The organism is Pseudomonas sp. SIMBA_068, from assembly GCF_046534705.1.
Taxonomy (GTDB): Bacteria; Pseudomonadota; Gammaproteobacteria; order Pseudomonadales; family Pseudomonadaceae; genus Aquipseudomonas; species Aquipseudomonas putida.
Genome location: NZ_JAWRYI010001891.1, coordinates 1 through 229 on the forward strand (window position 1 = coordinate 1; position 229 = coordinate 229).

General features: G+C 67.7%; 1 pseudogene. It reads right to left on the reverse strand.

Annotated features, from left to right (window positions below):
- Positions 1–229: pseudogene (locus SB756_RS36340) on the reverse strand (IscS subfamily cysteine desulfurase); the annotation flags it as partial.

Genomic DNA, 229 nt, shown 5'->3' on the forward strand with positions numbered 1-229 from the left:
GTTGTGTTGTGGCCCAGAACGCAGGGGCTGAGGCGGTCGCCGCCTGGATCAGTTGAGCGGCGCGATCCACATCCTGTTCGCAGGTGAAACGCCCGAGGCTCAAGCGGATGGTCCGCGCGGCCTGCCCGGCATCATGCCCCAGCGCCAGCAATACATGGGAAGGCGCATTGCTTGCCGAGTTGCAGGCCGAAGTCGCGGAAAAGGCCAGGGCCGCGCCCAACGCCGCCCC